Origin of the sequence: Treponema vincentii F0403 (assembly GCF_000412995.1) — a bacterium.
GTDB lineage: Bacteria > Spirochaetota > Spirochaetia > Treponematales > Treponemataceae > Treponema > Treponema vincentii.
In genome coordinates this window covers 461,536-475,972 of the sequence record NZ_KE332512.1, presented here as the reverse complement: position 1 = coordinate 475,972, position 14,437 = coordinate 461,536, and the positions used below count along the sequence as shown (strand labels likewise).

12 protein-coding genes are annotated in these 14,437 nt (G+C 49.1%); 2 read left to right on the top strand and 10 right to left on the bottom strand.

Annotated features, from left to right (window positions below):
* Positions 1-6: 6 nt before the first annotated feature.
* From HMPREF1222_RS02125 to HMPREF1222_RS02110, 4 genes are read right to left on the bottom strand one after another with little or no spacing between them, the layout of a single operon-like run.
* Positions 7-405 carry a DUF1667 domain-containing protein gene (locus HMPREF1222_RS02125; RefSeq protein WP_016518010.1) on the bottom strand — a complete coding sequence of 133 codons (399 nt, stop codon included), beginning with the start codon at positions 403-405 and terminating at the stop codon, positions 7-9.
* Positions 402-1,781: an NAD(P)/FAD-dependent oxidoreductase gene (locus HMPREF1222_RS02120; RefSeq protein ID WP_016518009.1), complete on the bottom strand. Its 1,380-nt coding sequence runs from the start codon at positions 1,779-1,781 to the stop codon at positions 402-404. The genes HMPREF1222_RS02125 and HMPREF1222_RS02120 overlap by 4 nt, the downstream gene beginning before the upstream one ends.
* A complete protein-coding gene (locus tag HMPREF1222_RS02115; protein ID WP_016518008.1) occupies positions 1,778-3,532 on the bottom strand; it encodes an NAD(P)/FAD-dependent oxidoreductase in 1,755 nt (584 codons plus the stop codon). The genes HMPREF1222_RS02120 and HMPREF1222_RS02115 overlap by 4 nt, the downstream gene beginning before the upstream one ends.
* Positions 3,495-4,295: a FadR/GntR family transcriptional regulator gene (locus HMPREF1222_RS02110; RefSeq protein ID WP_016518007.1), complete on the bottom strand. Its 801-nt coding sequence runs from the start codon at positions 4,293-4,295 to the stop codon at positions 3,495-3,497. Before HMPREF1222_RS02110 ends, HMPREF1222_RS02115 begins: the two co-directional genes overlap by 38 nt.
* 212 nt (positions 4,296-4,507) lie before the next feature.
* Here HMPREF1222_RS02110 and HMPREF1222_RS02105 point away from each other — a divergent pair, with 212 nt between their 5' ends.
* Together HMPREF1222_RS02105 and HMPREF1222_RS02100 are read left to right on the top strand one after the other, a co-directional pair.
* Positions 4,508-5,590, top strand: a complete 1,083-nt coding sequence (locus HMPREF1222_RS02105) for an adenylate/guanylate cyclase domain-containing protein (RefSeq protein WP_016518006.1) — start codon at positions 4,508-4,510, stop codon at positions 5,588-5,590.
* Positions 5,591-5,642: 52 nt separating this feature from the next.
* Complete coding sequence (locus HMPREF1222_RS02100; protein ID WP_016518005.1) at positions 5,643-7,298, top strand: ComEC/Rec2 family competence protein; 1,656 nt, start codon at positions 5,643-5,645, stop codon at positions 7,296-7,298.
* A 65-nt stretch (positions 7,299-7,363) separates the two neighbouring features.
* On the opposite strand, the gene HMPREF1222_RS02095 is transcribed toward HMPREF1222_RS02100, so the two are convergent.
* The 6 genes from HMPREF1222_RS02095 to HMPREF1222_RS02070 form a co-directional block, all read right to left on the bottom strand.
* On the bottom strand, positions 7,364-9,136 hold the full coding sequence (locus HMPREF1222_RS02095; protein WP_016518004.1) for a 6-hydroxymethylpterin diphosphokinase MptE-like protein: 1,773 nt from the start codon (positions 9,134-9,136) through the stop codon (positions 7,364-7,366).
* A gap of 6 nt (positions 9,137-9,142) precedes the next feature.
* The gene (locus tag HMPREF1222_RS02090) at positions 9,143-10,663 is read right to left on the bottom strand and encodes a peptidyl-prolyl cis-trans isomerase (RefSeq protein WP_016518003.1); all 1,521 of its coding nucleotides are present in this window, start codon (positions 10,661-10,663) and stop codon (positions 9,143-9,145) included.
* 256 nt (positions 10,664-10,919) lie between these two features.
* Positions 10,920-11,153, bottom strand: coding sequence for a hypothetical protein (locus HMPREF1222_RS02085; protein WP_006189760.1), 234 nt, complete (start codon positions 11,151-11,153; stop codon positions 10,920-10,922).
* A 314-nt stretch (positions 11,154-11,467) separates the two neighbouring features.
* Entirely contained in the window at positions 11,468-12,430 is a 963-nt protein-coding gene (gene miaA, locus HMPREF1222_RS02080; RefSeq protein ID WP_016518002.1) for a tRNA (adenosine(37)-N6)-dimethylallyltransferase MiaA, read from the bottom strand.
* 3 nt (positions 12,431-12,433) lie between these two features.
* A complete protein-coding gene (locus HMPREF1222_RS02075) occupies positions 12,434-12,640 on the bottom strand; it encodes a DNA-directed RNA polymerase subunit omega (RefSeq protein ID WP_006189758.1) in 207 nt (68 codons plus the stop codon).
* 96 nt (positions 12,641-12,736) lie between these two features.
* The gene (locus HMPREF1222_RS02070; protein WP_016518001.1) at positions 12,737-14,434 is read right to left on the bottom strand and encodes a YifB family Mg chelatase-like AAA ATPase; all 1,698 of its coding nucleotides are present in this window, start codon (positions 14,432-14,434) and stop codon (positions 12,737-12,739) included.
* Between the last annotated feature and the right edge of the window lie 3 nt (positions 14,435-14,437).

Genomic DNA, 14,437 nt, shown 5'->3' with positions numbered 1-14,437 from the left:
TTTTTATCATCCCTCCGTGCTTGCACAGGCGAGTATCGGAATTTCCGTCCCGTTTTGAGTTTTAAGCAACGCAAGGCAATCCCCGTACCGCACCGGAGCGGAGGCGGTAATGCTGCGGATGTTTTCTATCATAGACTTCATCTCCTCAAGCGGAATTTCACGTCCCGTTTTTACCGGCAGCCGGGCAAAGGCCTGCTTATGCCCGCTTGTATCCCCGCTGCGCAGAAGCCGGCAGCTCACGGTGGTAGTCAGCGTCCTCATCGGGCAGAGCACCTCCTGTTTGCCGTAACTCAGTCCCTTGGGGCAGCTGTTTCCGCTTACCTCTATTGTGTCCGTTGCGGCGCCGATTGTCACGGTTAAATGACAGCCCCGCGGGCACGCAATACAAATCAGATTTTTGGTCATATCTCCTCCTTTGAGCGATGCGGCGCTTCCGCGTTTTCCAGCGAAAAGAGAAGTCTTTCGGTATGTGCCGGTATCGATGCGGTATCCAGCACAATCCGCTCCATCTCCGGCGGTTTTAACGAACGGTATGTTTTCTTAAAGAGAACCGTTGTACCGTCTGCCGTTTCCGCGTTAATCGTTAATGTTGCGTGTTCCCGCTGTGCGGCAGAGCGGAAGTATATCACCGCCGGTTTCCGGTCAGGCACGATGCGGGCGGGCGTTTGATAGAGCAGCGTTTTATCCGCGCCGATCGGAATTTCAGCAAGGCATTCGGACGGTTCCGCCGCTTTATCCTGCTGGCTGTCTTCACGAGTATGCCCCGCGGAAGTTCTCTTTCCGTTGCAGAGGATGGCTGCCTGCTCTCCGGCAATGCTGCCTGACTCCGAAACATAGTCTACGAGGTCGTTCACGTGGAGGGCGTTTCCGCAAGAGAACAGGCCGGGAACTGTTGTTTCCATATATTGATTGACCTGCGGACCCTTTGTCCGTGCATCGATTTTCGGTGTAAGGCCGTCGAGGATATCGTTTTCGGGGATGAGTCCGACACTTAGAATGAGGGTGTCGCAGGGAATGTACCGTTCCGTGCCGGCGATAGGCCGCATCTGTTTGTCAACCTGAACAACGGTTACTCCTTCCAAGCGCCCTGTTCCGTGCAAGGCGCTCACCGTCGTTGAAAGGTGGAGCGGAATGCCGTAGTCTTCGAGACATTGTACGATATTGCGGGTGAGTCCCGACGGTTCGCTTTTTACCTCATAGACGCCTTCTACGCTGCCGCCGGTGCTTGCAGTTTCGAGGGTGAGCCGGCGCGCCATAATCAGCCCGATATCGCCGCTGCCTAAAATGACAAACCGTTTGCCGGGAAGGTATCCCTTTAAATTGATAAAGGCTTGAGCCTGTCCTGCTGTAAAAATCCCCGACGGCCGGTCGCCATGAATAAACACTTGTCGGTCGGTACGTTCTCTGCAGCCCGTTGCGGAGATGAGCGCAGTGCAGGTAAGGTTAAAAATTCCGTTTTGAGGATTGGTGAAGCTCAGTTCAAAGCCGCCGCCTATCTGCCGTGCAATGCGGATAACAAATGTGGACACGAATATATCGATGTTGGATTTTTGAGCGAGCATATCGCGGTACCGCCACGCATATTCGGGACCGGTCAGCCGTTCTTTAAACCGGATAAGCCCGAAGCCGTCGTGAATGCACTGCTTTAAAATACCGCCGATATGCTCTTCCCGTTCTATCAGGGCGATACTGCATTCGGGGGATTTTTCGGCGGCAGCCAATGCTGCTGCCATACCGGCAGGCCCCGCTCCGATCACGATAATATCGTAAAAACTTTTCATACGTTTGCACTTCCTTGCGCAGCCGGAATTGAATGAGCCAATATGTACGAGGCGCCGCCTTTTTTGGTGATGTTTTCAAGCGGGATTCCGGCTTCCCTGCTGATAATTTCCATTACGCGCGGTGTGCAAAAGCCGCCGTGGCATCTCCCCATTCCGGCACGGCACCTACGTTTTACCGCATCAACGCTGATTGTCTGCATTCCGAGCGCACGGCAGCTCCGTACGGCATCCCGGATTTCTCCTTCGGAAATCTGCTCGCAGCGGCAGACAATTTTGCCGTAGAGCGGATCGCGTTTAATTAAGGTATGCCGCTCGGCATCATGCATCGAGGCTGTTTCACGCGGCGCTTCACGGCGCGGTGAAAAATCCGGTTTTTCTTTGAGAATGGCAGGGAAGCGCCTGAGTGCGAGTTCCGCAATGTCTTCCGCAATCGCCGGCGCCGAGGCAAACCCAGGGGACTGAATACCCGCCGCGTGGATTAAGTTAGGCACTTTTTCGGAAACTTCAACGATAAAATCTTCCTCCCACGTTGCTGCGCGGATTCCGCTGTAGTAAGTGATAATATCGCCGCGTGAAAGTGTTTTGTTCATAGACATCTGTGCAAGCAAGCTGTGCTCGTCTTCCGAATCGGTGCTGTAGTCTTCCCTATCATACACCTCATGCGCAGTAGGTCCGACAAGGACGTTTCCTTCTATACAAGGAATAATCCCGCCGCCTTTTGAATGCTGCTTTGACGAGGTAAGCAGATTGGGTTTTCCGATAATCGTATGCTGGGAATCCCGTTTCTTTTTATCGAGGATGATATCCATACCCTTCCGCGGATGAATGGAAAAAAAACGGTCGCCGGCGCATTCCGCAATTTTATCAGACCATACGCCTGCTGCGTTGATAACAAGGCGGGCATTCAGTGTGCCGCGGTTCGTGTGCACTGCCGATATTAATTCATTTGTTTTATCAAAACCTGTTACGGCGGTTTCAAAGAAAAAGGATACGCCGTTTGCCGCAGCATTTTCCGCAAAAGCTATCGTTACCTTAAAAGGGGAGGCAATACCGGAGTACGGCATCCAAAAACCGCCGTAGTATTTTGTGCTGAGGTTCGGCTCCATTTTTTGTATTTCTTGCTTGGTTTTATAACCGACCCGTCCGTCAACGCCGTTTTTTGCCGCCCTCCGGCGCATATACGGCACAAGGGATTTCAATAATGGAGAGTCAAACAGCATAAAGCTACCCGGCCATTCGGTTTGAAAGCCGAGTTCTTTATCGAGCTTACGGTATAGGCGGTTGCCGCGGGTGTTCAATCTGCCTTTTTTCTTTGAAGGACTGTCTGCAAAACCGGGATGAATCATACCGTCGTTACGGGATGAAGCCTGCATTGCACAATCGCATTCTTTTTCGGCAACGGCGATTGCGAGGTCATAGCGCGACAGTTCCCGTGCGATTGCGCATCCGACAACCCCTGCACCGATGATCAATACGTCGAACGTTTTTCCTTCCAAAAACGTATCCCGCAGCTCCGGCATCCGCATCGGCGGTTCATTCTTTCCCGCTACGGTTATATCGTTGACTAAGCCCTTGTATCCGGGGAGATGTTTACATTTTTTTACAAAGAAAACACCCGCAGCATACCGTTCTTCGACGGTAGGAGCATCACCGGTTAGAATTATCGATCGTCCGTCCCACGCTGCCGAAATTTTCAGCTGCGGATATTTTTCTTTAATCTTTTGTTCGAGTTTGTGCAGATATGTCTTCATGTACTATCCCTTTGTTACTCGATTCCGGATCGATATATGCACCGATTGAAGTCATTTTTTCAAGCAATGCCAATGCTTCCTGTCGGTTACCTTCGGCTATATGCGCAATCAACTCCGATTTTAAAGCGGCTGCCGTTTGGATACTGCCGGTATTTTCGGTAAAAAATTGTTCGAGTTTTTGATGATACAGTTCCCGTGCGGAATTAAAAAGAAGAAGGAATACGGTATTGTCTCCTGCTTCGATAATTGCCCGATAAAACAAAAAATCCAATTCCGTCAGCCTGCGTATCTGGGCAGGCCGTAAATGTTCGTCTTGCTGCTTTTTTTCTTCTCTAAGGAGCTTGTTTAATTTTTCGATAAGCGGTAAATTACTTTTTTCTTTTTCTGCAGCAAAAGAAAAATATTGCTCCAAGGAACGTTTTAAAATCATTCGGCGGACTTCTTCCAAATCGGCATCGATACGGGCGGCCGATTGCGGAGCCGAAAAGCGGTAGAGACTTGAAAGCAGCGGCAGCGCACCTTCTTCGGCAAAGTTGTTAACAATCCAACCGTGCCGCGGCCGAATGGAAATGAGCCCGCGTGCTCCAAGCTCTAAGAGCCCTTCATGAATAACCGGGCGTGAAGCCCCCATTTGCTGTGCCAGTTCCCGTTCCGGAGGCAGCAGCTCTCCCGGCAGGATAAGGTGCATCAGCAGCAGGGTCTCCATCTGCTCTATAAAGCGTTCTTTATTGCTTTTGGCCGTTTTTCGTTTTTTGTCTTTCATAGGTTCGATCTGGAATGCTGTGTAATTGTGGTAATACCACCGATTGCCTGTTTACTATAGCATAAAAAAAAACGATTTGTCAAATATTTTTTATAACCATTTTACCGACCGGCTGTTTACGATGGTGCGATAAAGATAATCTTTTTCCCGCCAATTATTTTCTGTACATCTCTTGCTTTTCAGCTTTATGGTTTTTATTAAAAGGAGAGCTTATGAGCATAAGACTACGCTGTAAAGTGAATCAAAAAGAAGCCGATAAAATTGCAGCGTTATTGGCGAATGTTTCCGATCGGTTGCTTTTTCATATTCCTCTGTATGAGATCGGTAAAACCTTAGAAATATCCCGTGAAGATATTTTAAATATCTTTATTCAGGGTGTTTATGACGGCGTTTTTATCTTAGACTGGATTTATCATTGTCCTACGTGCGGACACGTTGCGTATGAGGCACCGTCTCTGCATCAAGCTTCGTCTCAAAATTTTTGTACGGTTTGCAATGAGGCTTTTGATAATACGCTTGATACCAATGTCGAAGTGTGTTTTTCGATTCATCCGCGGTTAAAGACGATTGATCCCATATATAAAATGAATTACCTCGCAACAATAGGCAAAGATATCCGTGAGGGGAAGTATAGAACATGGGATAAGCCGGAGGCCGTACGGGGTGTCGATATTATACAAAATAATTTATACCGTGAATTGATGCGTTCCGAAGTGCTTATCGGCAATCAATCGCTCCGATTGGCGAATGCGACAGTCTTATTTACCGATATTAAAAACTCAACGAAACTCTATACCTCGTTAGGCGATGCAAAGGCATTTTCATTGCTAAAAGAGTATGCAAAGATTCTTTTCGCTGTGATTAAAAAATGCGGAGGAGTTCCCGTTAAGACAATCGGCGACGGCGTTATGGGTGTATTTACCGACTCCGGCAAGGCAGTCTCTGCCGCTGTAAAGGCTCAACGGCAGTTGATAAAACATGCCCAAAATAAGCCGGTAACCGATCGGTTGGAAATTAAAATGGGCTTGCACAGCGGCCCCGTGTTGGTGGTAAATTTAAACAATCGGCTCGATTATTTTGGGCTGACCGTTAATACTGCCGCTCATATCAAAGATACCGCGCTTCCGAATGAGGTTGTCATCTCCCAAGACTTGTTTAATATCCCCGCAGTTAAACGTTCCATTCTTTCCGTTACCGATACCGTCCAGCGGCAGCAAATACAATTTAACGGAAATCCTGATAATCATACGCTTTATCACATAAAAATATCAAATCCATACCGTAAAAACCGATAATTTATGGCCATTTAGGGCAGTGCTGTCATATAAGTAATCGTAAGAGGTTTGTATGGATAAACACATCATACCGCCCGTTACGGTTATCGGTGCTGCAGCGGCAGCGGTTTTCTACGGGCTTTATGCCTTTTCGCTAATCGGCGGCAATATTGCGTCTTCTGTTTTTTTAGGTGCAGGCTTATTGCTGTGTGTGCTGCTCTTTTTGATAGCAGCGTCCGCAGCCGGTAAACTGCCGCACCAAAGTTTAGAACTCCGCGGCCGGAAGCACCGTGTCCGTATTCGTATACGGCGTGCACGCCGTTTTGCACTTTGTATAACGGCTGGGGCAGTGATCGGTTCATATTCGGCGCTGGCGCTGCAAAAGCAGCAGCGGCCTCCTGCAACACTTACTGCATTGCCGGCAGTACGGACGGTTATTGCCGAGTTAACCGGAGAGCCTGTTCCGGCAGGTGCCGATTACTACCGCATACCGGTTAACCTGATTGCCTGTACAACCGGCCGCAATGAACAGTTTTCCGTATCGGGCGCCGTGCAGCTGTTGGTTCCTGCGGCGCTTGTCCGAGGAACATATTCGGGAGGCGTTACCCGCATCGGCGGAGCACTTCAGTCTCATGCAGCGCCGCTTCTGCCCGGTACGGCTGCATTTGCCGAGTATTTACAGAAGCCGGAAGTTTGCCGGTTTTATGTACGCGGTATGCGGCTTTCGATTGACGGGCGCTTCGGAAAAACGGGGACGGTATTTTATGCAAAGCCGGTACAGCCGGTCTTTCTCGGTTGGAATTCTCCGCTCAGCCGTATCCGCGCGTTTTTCCGCTTTGCCCTTATGCGGCTTCTATACGGGTGGGGCGAGGCAGGCGGGCTTCTGCTTGCGCTGCTCGCTGCCGATAAGGCCTTCTTGCCTGCGGCATGCACGGAAGCTTTCCGCAATGCCGGCCTTGTCCATATTCTGGCGTTATCGGGGATGCACCTTTCATTAATCGGTACGGCGGCGCTGCAAGGCGGCAGAATATTCGGACATAGAAAGCGAGCCGCATGGTTTTCGCTTGCGGCGGTTTGTCTTTTTGTGTGGTTTGCAGGTTCTGCACCTTCACTGAACCGCGCGTTGGGAATGGTGTGCGTTGCCGCTGTAGGAGAAGGGCTCGGTTTAAAACCGCCGCCTCTTTCGGTGCTGTGCGCCATGCTGACTGTGCATATTGCAATCGGAAGTTCCGATGCGATAACGCTCGGCTTTATGCTTTCGTATGGGGCATGCGCAGGTATTATCATATTCGGCAATGCCTGCGCGCGTCTTATGGCTGGGAAAATACCTCCTGCTGCTGCCGAGAGTATCTCCGCTTCCATCGGCGCACAGCTTTTTACCGCCCCGATTGTTATCGCAGCAATCGGCACTATTGCAGCGGCGGGGATAGCCGCTTCTTGCGTAGTCAGCCCGCTTGTCTCGGTTTTTCTCATTGCAGGGCTCATCTGCATTCCGCTTGCACTGATATGCCCGCCGATCAGTCCGCTGCTGGGATACGGGCTCAACGCCGCATACCGGATAATTTTTGCGGTAGCGGATTTTTTTGCCCGTCTGCCGCTTATTACGCCGGAAACCGGAGTAGGGCGGTTGATATTTCCCGCCGCGGCGTTTTCCGCCGGCCTGCTTTTTACGGCGTGGGCATATCTCCTCAACAAAAGAGCGATGACTCAGCTTCCCCGTCTGACATGACTTTTTCGTTAGATTTACGGGATGCAATGCGTACCCTGTAATGCGGTACTGGGATATATCAACGGCTAGTCGAGAATCTTTAATAGATACCGCAGTTCGATTCCTGTTCGTTTTAAAAAACCGAGATCAAGCGAATAGCCGCGTACCGCATCGGGAAAGTGGCTGTACAGGTAGTCCCGATCGGCTAAGAGTTGTTCCATCGTTTGTTCAGGGATCCTGCGTTTTCCCTGTAAATGTTCGTTCAGCATACTTAAAGCTTCGGCTTCGCCGTCGAGATAGGCACAGAGCGCTTTGTGCTGTTCGGTTGTCATATCCGTTCCACTGTTTCCGATAATCGATGTTTCTGCCGTAATTCGTTGCGTATTAGGATCTGTCGTAAGCCGTTTATCGGAATCGGCAAGTATCCGCTCTATTTGTTCCGCGTCTACCCTGCCGTTCTGCCGGTTGTTCAGAAAGCAGCCTTCCGTTCCGATGTCTATAATCCGTTCATTACCGGAGAAGGTATGACGGTATAGTTCCGCGTAGCCGGAAAGTACCGAATTTGTCCAATAGGAGCGCCCTTGTTTTCCGGAAATGCGCTGCATACCGGTAGAGAGACTGAGCTTATACGGCGATTCGGTACGGCTTATTTCGGCAAAAAGTTTTTTTACGGGGCTGCTTCCGGCGGCGTGGGTAAGACCGCTTTGCCATGCAAAGTCCAAGCCGGTATGCAGTACCGGCAGGTGAGGGGAGATGAGCGCTAAGGCAAGATACACTGCGCTCAATCCTACCGAGCCCATCGGTGGAAGAATGAGCGGCCGCAGCGTCCGATATAGGCGATCCAAATACCGCAGCCGTGCATATTCGGTGCAAAAAAAATACACCTTTCCGCTCGAGGCTTGCAGAACACGGGGAGAAGCCGTTAAATCGGCGAAAATAGGAATGCCGTATTTTTGTAAGCCGATAAACGCCGAATCAATCCAATACTGCGATTCCACCAACACAATCGCATCAGGCCGGATGTCGGGCAAAAGCGCTGCGGCTGCGGCATCCACCGCAAGTAAAAAAAAGGAATTTCTATTCTTGATGATAAAGTCCCGTGCAGTATCCAGCGAGGGGCCTGCGCCTGCAACCAAAAGAGGCTTGCGGATACGCTCATCGCCGGTGAGTAAACGGAACTTGTTCTGATCCGATGGTGTACCCCATGCAAAGAATTCTGCCGGCAAGCTCTCCGTTGGCTTCGCCGGCGATCCCGTCATTGCCCCCGCCAGCGGTCTCGCCAGCGGTCTCGCAAGCGGTCTCGCCAGCGAGAGGAGATTGCGGAACGTATTATGCACGTAATTCCTGCCGAGGTGCATCAGCGTTATCCGGTTTTTCCAAAACCGTGCAATCACCTCATCCGCATAGAGGCTGACCTCATCATAAAAAGTTTGATACAGCTGTACCCCGCCCGAGCAGGAAACGGCTAGGCATTTTTTAAAGGGAAACAGCGGCAATGACTCTATCTTTTTTAATACCTCCGCGATTGAATCCGTTCGGATATAGGAAAACCGCTGATGTGCAAACGGAGAAAAGTCGCAATGATCAAGCGAAAACCGCATCAATACTTGGTCATATTCCAGCGCAAGCATATAAGAAGAAGCAGGCAGCTTTTCCATCAATTCTTTGAGTCCGTAACCCAGTACCGGAGAAAAGCACAGTATTAATGCGGAATCGGGAATCTGTAATGACTCAATTTGAGCGGTAACCGCTGCTTGAGGATTATATTTTGAATATAAGTATTTATGCCGATATAAAACGGAAAAGCCCCTGCTTGTTGGAATCGGCAGAGGCTTTTCATATTCATTGTTTTTAGTCAATGCTTTTTAGTTGAATACCGTATTAAAATTGTCGGTAAAGTTCTTGCTGTTTAAGACAAAGTCGATAAAGGTCTGCTGTCCCCATGAAAGCTGTTGATAGGCAAGCATGGCGAGCGGATATTCGTAATACCAAATCGATGCAAACTGCCGGTATGATGTTGCAATGTCATTCTGCGTCTCTTCCGAGCCGGTCTTCTCTTCTTCCAGCTGCAATACCAGCACATTTGAACCGAGCAAAATGGGCTCGGAAATTTCCGCCGTTTTCAGCGCAAAGGCTTTTTTATAGAAGTTTTCATTCCGTATACCGGCGGCAAAGAAAGAATCCGACTGGGCTGAAATTTGCGGTAGAATAGCGGCATTACCGTAGTTGAGCGTTATCGGGTTGCTTGTCTGCACAACCAAATCGTTTACAGATGCTTCATGTGCAAATCCGCCGATTTTTGCAGCTTCGGCAAATGTTTTTGCCTTCTGTTCAAGGTAATCTTCAATGATCCCCCGCTCATTCGATTTCATATACGAAAATACACGGTCTTGGGTTTCTGTCAGCGTAAAATCGGCAGCCGTAACAGGAGCGGTACATTTCACGATTGCATATCCGTAAGAAGTTTTAACAACCGGACTCACTTCATCCACGCCGAGTTTGAGTACGGTATCAAGATCCTTCGATTCGGGAAAAGTCCGGTTTACCGTTGTGCGGTAGGGAGACAGTAACTTTCCGTTGGAATCGGTTCCCACTTTGGTAGAATTTGTTATCACGGCATCTTCAAATGTGATTTCCCCTTTTTCGAGGGCTTGAGCGGTTTTATTTGCATCCTCTTGCGAGGTGAAAGTCAGCATCAATAAATTGTGCTCCGCAAACAGATCGGCATGTTCTTCTCCATATTCACGGATTTTTTCCTGCGGAAATTGACTTTCTTCAAATACGACATAGTTAAAAATGCGCTCTTTTTCAGCCATCTTCTGTACAAAAGCTGTTTCTGCCGAGCTGGTTTTTAAGCCGAATATATTATCATAAGTACCGAAGTTATCTTCAATATAGCGTTGTGCGGTAAGATAATCGATTACTTGTCTTCTATATGCAAGGCGCTGCTGTTCCGATGTTTCATTGTATAATTTTTCAGAATAAGCACCCGTCGAATCGGTATAAAAGGAAATAAGCGCTCTGTTGATATTCTTATTAGGCAGATAGAAACCTGCGTTTAAGGCCTCTTCTTGAGCGGCAAGCTGAATCATCGAAGCATTAAATGCCGTGCGCATAATCTGCCGTTCCATAAATTCCTGTTGGGCTTTATTATCGCTTCTTAGATATCCGCGCATTTCGGCAGAACTGCGGAGCTGCCGGTATTCCCGTAAAAAGAGTCCGTCGGCAGTATAGTCAAGCCTCTTATTCTTCCATTTACCAAGCATCGTCTTAGCATTGCTGCCTGCTTGTCCTCCCGCCGCGGGGATAAAGACAAAGGTAATAACCGAGAACACCAGGATGATAATACTTCCGATTGCTAAAGTATTCTTTTTTACACCTGCCATAGTTTTGTTTCCTTAATGTGTATAAATTCTTCTTTAATTTTGTTCATTTTTGAAATAGACAGCTGACAACTTTACCAGCTTACCCATGAAATGTCAATCACCGGTATTGGCATCATTTTTGGACAATACTTCTTGCACTTTGTTGCTAAGAAATAAATCGCTATAGTTTCTTATAAGGCTTGCGTTTATAAAACGGCATTTTTCTTTTGGGCGGGCAAAAGCAGTAAACGGCCGGATCTTCTATCCGGTTTTACCGCTATTTTATAACATGCCGTCCTGAGGGAGAAGCCGGACAGCTGATACCGGCTGAGGTAACGATTCTATCACCAAGTAAGTTCGCTTGGCGTCCGCAGTGAATACAATGAACACCGTCATACACTGCAACATGCTTTTTTGTCGGATTTTTGGTACAAACAATGTCTCCGTCGGCCGCGGTTACTAAATTATGACCGGCCGGTTTTATATCTTTATCACAAAATCTGCATTTCATAAAAAAACTCCTGTAAAAAGCATAGTTTGGGAACCTCTAAAAACTGCAAGCCTATCGGCTTGTTCTGTAAAGAAATTCATTAAGTTATCCGCTTCGCGGACTGCGAATCAGTTTTTTAGAGGTTTTCCTTAGATTTAATTTGCGACGTTTTTGTTTAAGTCATTACATTATAAAGACTTAAACATATCATCTCGTCGGGCATATCTAAAAATCTAACCGAGTTTTTAGAGATGCCCGTTTATTCTTTCTATCATTTTTTATCGGAGGAATCAAGGGGTATGATCTGAAATTGCAGTCTATGGCAGATGGTACGCTCAATGACCGGAGTTACAGAATTTGTGTAGTATTTTCGCAACTTGTTGTTCGCTTGCATCATCGGACATATCGATGCGGTGAACGTTTGGAAAAGATTGAAAAAAAGTTTGCTGTCGCTTGGCGTACCGTTTGCTATTGCGTTTAATCAGGGCGTTCACCGCATCGAGCGGGGCGGCCTCCGGCGCATCAGGGGACAGCTCGAAAAACTCACGGTAGCCGATTGCTTTCATTGCAGGATATGCCGCAGTGCATCCCTGTGCAACGAGCTGCCGCACTTCTTGCTGTAGTCCTTGTGCAAACATTTCATCAACACGGTCTTCGATGCGCCGGTACAGTTCACCGCGGGAGCGGTCTAAAAAGACGGGACAAAAGCGGAAGCCCTCGCGGTAACGGTAGGGCAGCTCGAATGAGCTGAGCGGTCGCCCCGAGCTGCAATATACTTCATGCGCGCGGAGAATGCGGTACTCGTCGCGGATGTGTATTTTTGCTGCCGAAACCGGGTCAAAAGCTGCAAGTTCTGCGTGCATTGCCGCAGCACCGACACGCTGCATTTTTTCTTGCAGCTGTGCACGAATAAGCGGGTCTGCTTGTGGCGTTACAGGCATACCGTACATAAAATGCTTAATGTAAAACCCTGTTCCGCCGAGGATAACGGGAAGCTTGCCGCGGCTGAAAATATCTTTACAGAGCTCGTCAGCATTGCGCACGAAGTCCGCTACGGAAAATTCTTCGGAGGGGGCGCAGATTCCGATAAGGTGATGGGGCAGGGCATCAAGCAATTCTTGGGGCGGCTGCGCCGAGCCGATCGGCATACCGCGATATACCTGTACGGAGTCTGCAGATATAATCTCTGCGTTAATAGGTCTGGTATGAGAAGTAAAAAGATGAGCGGCAAGCGCGGTTTTTCCGCAAGCTGTAGCGCCGAAAATAACCGCTGCCGGAATTACCTGAGACGGGGGCAAGGATTAGGAATAATCAGGATGATATTCTATTTTATAATCGATAGCACCGGTAAACACTTGCGAGGCAGCGGTGCATACAACCTTATCGTTGTTTTCTTCCAATATAGGATCCTGAATAGTTACCAACTGAAACGCACGCCGTGTTGCAGCACAGGTGATCTCGTAAATATTGCCTTTAAATTCAATCAATTCTTTTAACGGAAAAATCATACCGCAGATTATAGCGATTTTCTTTAAGTGCTGCAAGCACGTAATCGTAAGTGCGCCGTGTCCGTACCTTTGAAATCCTCGATGCAGGGTAGAAATTCAGTGCATAAAAAACGGTAAAAAGGAGCTCCATTCACGGAGACGGATGGCTTCTTCGATATGCGCGGTGGAAATGATTTCTTCCTGTGCCAGATCCGCAATGGTACGGGCAATCTTCAAAACGGCATGGCTGCCTCTTCCCGAAAGTTCTTTTTTTTCGGCATTATGGGTAAATATCCGTTCGGCTTCACTTGTAAGCGGACAAAGTGCAGATAAGGCTGATGGGGTAAGGTGCACATTTTTGTACGACAGCTGCGTACCGGGATGATATGCCGCATACCGTTCCCGCTGCAGCATATCCGAAGCGGCGATTTTTTTGCGCATATCCACGGTATCGTAACAAGCTTTTTCCGGCAGTCCGTAGGATTGAGGCGGAAATACCGGAATCCGTAAATCGATGCGATCGATCAGCGGCGCCGTCAGTTTTTTCCAGTATTGTTCTACTACTGCGGGCATACACGTGCATACCTTTCCATCGGCGCCGAGATTCCCGCAGGGGCATGAGTTAAGCGCCATTAAAAGCTGAAACCGCGCAGGGAAGGTGGTCGTTCTGCCGGCACGGCTCAAGGTAACGGTTCCCGTTTCAAGCGGCGCACGAAGCGTCTGCAGTACCGTTTGCTTAAATTGCACGGCCTCGTCCAAAAAAAGCGTACCGCCGTGAGCAAGTGAAATTTCTCCGGGCATACACTTCCCTGCGCCGCCGATCATGCCCTCAAGGCTTGCATTAGGGTGCGGCATCCTGAACGGCGGACGTTTAATCCGTACATCATGCCCGTGCGCACGGGGTAAAAGGCCTGCGATACTGTAAATATGAGTAACTTCCTCCGCCGTTTTGGGATCAAGATCGGGGAGTAGGCTTGCAAAACGCTGCAGCGAAAGCGTTTTACCGCAGCCGGGCGGCCCATACGCAAGCAGACTGTGCCCGCCTGCCGCCGCAATGTGCAAAGCCCGTACCAGTTCACGTTGTCCGTATACTTCTTCAAACAATCCGCCGGTACCCGTATTGGCGGCGGCATCCGCCTGAGTAGGTTCCGACCAAGAAGCTGCGGATAAAAAGCTTGCGTCCGGGGTATTGTTCCGATATGGTGCCGATTGTTCCGGTGTATGCATGGAACCGGTTGATTGAGCCGAACCTTGTACCGGTAAACTGCCGTTTTGCTCACCTGAAGCCGGTTTACGCTCTTTTTCCGTACGCAGTTCCGCTTCGATTTCATATAAGCATTCCAAGGCTTCCCGGAGTGTTTCGACGCCGAATATACGCACGCCTTTCTGGATACGGGCTTCCGCTTCGTTTTCTTTCGGCACGATAAAGTATCCGATACCTGCGGCCGAGCCCGAAATCATAGCCCCCAACACGCCCCGAACCGGCCGTACCCGTCCCGATAGTTCCAGCTCTCCGATTACCATAACCGGTGTGTCGAGCGGACAATCCGCCTGCAATACGGTTAGCGCAATCGGCAGGTCAAACCCGCTGCCTTCTTTTTTTTGATCGGCAGGGCTTAAATTGATCAGTATCCGCTCTTGCGGGAAAGATAGATCCGAATTACCGATAGCTGCGCGCATCCGTTCCCGCGCCTCCTTCACCGCGGAACCCGGCAAGCCGACAATATCGATAATCGGCAGTCCGCGCCGTAAATCCGCTTCAACCTTAATAATTTCACCCTCATAGCCGAAAGAGGCAAAGCTCATAATCGTCATTTT